Below are 3520 nucleotides of genomic sequence, written 5' to 3'. Positions count from 1 at the left end.
ACCTGCCCGACGTGGGTGAAGTCGATGCCCGCACCGGGAGTCACGTTCACCGAACCGATCACGTCGGCAAGGTTGCCCTTGCCCTCGGCACGCAGCCGGGCGACCAGTTGCGCCTGGGTGACGCCGTTCGGGATCTGCTTGCTGATGACTCCGGCGAAGATCAGGTCTGTGGCGTGGCCGAGCACCTTCGGGCCGGTCACACTGAGTGTCACCGAGGCGACGCTGATCAGCAGGCCGAGCGCGATCAGTCCCCGCTCCGGCCGCATCATGCGCAGCAGGCGCATGCTGGAGTTCTTGAAGTCCAGCGACTTCTCGGTGGACCTGCCGCCCATGAAGGCCATCGGCCCGCGCATGCCACCGCCGCCGGCCGCCGGTCCCGGACCACGCTTGGGCACGACGCGATCGCCGTTCGGCGCCGCGCCTCCAGGGCCGGCGGCTCCGCCAGCAATACCAGTACCGCCAGTACCGCCGGGAGCACCGGGAGCACCGGGAGCACCGGGAGCACCGGGACCGTCGACGCGGCTAGGACCGCCAGTACCGCCAACACCCTTAGCTCTATCGGTCAGGCCGCCGGCTTCGTCAGCTTCGTTAGCTCCCTTATTGCCGTTCACGCCGTTCACGCCGTTCAGGCCATTGACGCCATTCGCGCCGTTGCCGCCGTTGAGGGCACCGCCTCCGGGCCGGGCGCCGTTACCGCCGCCGGATCGGGGTGCCTCGTCCCCGGGTGGATTCCCCGTCTGCCTGCTCACGCCGCTGCCTCCTGCTCAGTGAGCTGGGAGAGCACGATCTCCCGGTAGGTTCCGTCCACGTCCTGCATCAGATCCTCGTGCGTGCCGACGCCGACCACCCGGCCTTCGTCGAGGACGATGATCCGGTCCGCGTGCCGGATGGTGTTGACCCGCTGCGCGACGATCACCACGGTCGCGTCGGCGGTCTCCCGGGTCAGCGCGGTGCGCAACGCTGCGTCAGTCGCGTAGTCGAGAGCCGAGAATGAGTCGTCGAACAGGTAGATGTCCGGGCGGCGGACCAGCGCCCGGGCGATGGCGAGCCGCTGGCGCTGGCCGCCGGAGACGTTCGTGCCGCCCTGGGAGATCGGCGCGTCCAGGCCGTCCGGCATCGCCTCGACGAAGTCGCGTGCCTGCGCCACGTCAAGTGCGTGCCACAACTCCTCGTCGGTGGCGTCGGGCTTGCCGTAGCGCAGGTTGGACGCCACGGTGCCGCTGAACAGGTAGGGCTTCTGCGGTACCAGGGCCACCGCCTCGGACAGTCCGACCGGGTCGAGGTTGCGCACGTCGATCCCGTCCACGAGCACGGTGCCGCCGGTCGTGTCCATGAGCCGCGGGATCAGATTCAGCAGCGTGGTCTTTCCGCTGCCGGTACCACCGATCACAGCGGTGACCTCGCCCGGCGTGGCCACCACGTCGATGCCCTTGAGCACCGGCTCCTCGGCACCCGGGTAGCGGAACTCGACCTCCCGCAGCTCCAGATATCCGCGACTTCCCTCGATCGGCACCGGGCTGCCGGACAGCACGACGCTGCTCTCGGTGTCCAGCACCTCCTTGATGCGCTCGGCGGAGACCTGGGCGCGCGGCACCATCATGAACATGAAGGTGGCCATCATCACCGACATCAGGATCTGCATCAGATAGCTGATGAATGCGGTCAGCGCGCCGATCTGCATGCCGCCGCTCTGGATCCGGTGACCGCCGAACCACATGACGGCGACGCTGGACAGGTTCATCACCAGCATCACGGTCGGGAACATCATCGTCATGAGCCGGCCGGAGGCCATGGAGACGTCCCGCAGCTCGGTGTTGGCCTTGTCAAAGCGCTGCCGCTCGGCGGTGTCACGGACGAAGGCGCGCACGACGCGGATGCCGCTGATCTGCTCGCGCAGGATGCGGTTGAGCCCGTCGATCCGGGTCTGCATGCTCTTGAACAGCGGCGTCATCCTGGAGATGATCAGACTGACCGAGATCCCCAATACCGGCACGATGACCAGGAGCAACCCGGAGAGCGGCACGTCCTGGTTCAACGCCATGATGACGCCGCCGAGCATCATGATCGGCGCGGTGACCATCAGGGTGAAGCTGAGCAGGGCCAGCATCTGGACCTGCTGCACGTCGTTGGTGGTGCGGGTGATCAGCGACGGGGCGCCGAACCGGCCGACCTCGCGGGCGGAGAAGTCCTGCACGCGGGTGAAGACCGCGGCCCGGATGTCGCGGCCGACGGCCATCGCGGTGCGGGCGCTGAAGTAGACCGCGCCGATCGAGCAGCAGATCTGGCCGAGCGAGATGCCGAGCATCAGGGCGCCGACGGTCATGATGTAGCCGGTGTCTCCCTTGACCACGCCGTTGTCGATGATGTCGGCGTTGAGCGTGGGGAGATAGAGCGTGGCTATGGTCGACGCCAGTTGGAGCGTGACGATCACCGTCAGCGGTCTGGCGTACGGGCGAAGGAAGGCGCGCAAGATCTTGATCAGCACACGGATACTCTCAGATCGTGAGGGGGGTGGAAACGCGGTCCGTCCCCGATTGGTCGGTAAGGCTGACTTGGGCGGTAAGGCTGAGTCGGGCGGTCAGGCTGCTCGGCCACTGATGATGGCCCGCCGCGCTGACGCGGCGCTGACAGCGCTGACATCGTCGCGCACCGTCGTGCCGGATCCGGAGGCGGGAGTGCCGACGGCGTTGTCGGCCGCAGGATCGTCGGATGCGGAGTCACTCGGCGCGAGATCGCTTGGTCGGGTGATGTTCGGTCCGGCGATGCCCGGCACAGAGTCACTCAGTGCGGAGTTGCGCAGTGCAGAGTTACTCAGTGCAGAGTTGCTCAGTGCGGTGGTGCTCGATCCAGGGGGACCCAGTTCAGGAGTGCTCGGTCCGGGTGCGGCCGGTCCGGGAGTATCCAGTTCGGGGACGCTCGGTGGGGATTTGACCAGTGCCGCAGCCTCGGGGGTGGCGGCCAGCATGCGCAACTGATTAAGCGCCTCGCGCACCAGGCTCGGGTACGGCGGTGACTCCTCGTCGGACAGCCACTTGTGCATCGCGGCACGCATCGCGCCGAGCGCCGCAGAGGTGACAACCTGCGGCAGCAGGTCGTCCGGTTGGGTGCCGGTGCGCTCCGCCACGGCCTCGATCATCGGCGAGGTGGTCTGCCCGGCGGTCCGCAGGAACTCGGCGTGCACCGACGGATTCGCGACGAACAGGCGGACGACGTCGCGCACCGGTTCCCGGTGGCGGCCGGAGTCGGCAGTCATCGCGTTGCCGATGGCTTCGAGCAGCGATTCCTCGGCGGGTCTGGACACCAGTTCCCGCGCGATCCGCTCGATCTGCGCGGTGCGCGCGGCGCAGATGGCCTCCTCCCGGCTTGAGAAGTAGTTGTTGAAGGTGCGCGGGGAGACGCCGGCGGCCTCGGCGATGTCCTCGACCCGCAGATTGTCGAAGCCCCGTTCGAGCGCGAGCTGGATCGCGGCGTCGCTCAGCGCCTGACGCGTCGCCAGTTTCTTGCGCTCGCGCAGGCCCGG

Annotated in this window: 2 protein-coding genes and 1 pseudogene; all 3 read right to left on the bottom strand. The window is 67.9% G+C overall.

All coding sequences use genetic code 11. The features are described from left to right. Positions 1 to 395: pseudogene (locus VGS97_RS07545) on the bottom strand (ABC transporter ATP-binding protein); the annotation flags it as partial. 350 nt (positions 396 to 745) lie between these two features. After that, a complete protein-coding gene (locus VGS97_RS07540) occupies positions 746 to 2485 on the bottom strand; it encodes an ABC transporter ATP-binding protein (RefSeq protein WP_326852530.1) in 1740 nt (579 codons plus the stop codon). Between the two features lie 93 nt (positions 2486 to 2578). Further along, positions 2579 to 3520: TetR family transcriptional regulator (locus tag VGS97_RS07535; RefSeq protein WP_326852529.1), on the bottom strand; the 942-nt coding region annotated here is incomplete at its 5' end.

It is taken from the genome of Actinocrinis sp. (assembly GCF_035946395.1).
Lineage (GTDB): Bacteria > Actinomycetota > Actinomycetes > Streptomycetales > Catenulisporaceae > Actinocrinis.
The sequence above is the reverse complement of the archived record's forward strand: the minus strand, read 5'-3'. Positions and strand labels throughout refer to the sequence as shown.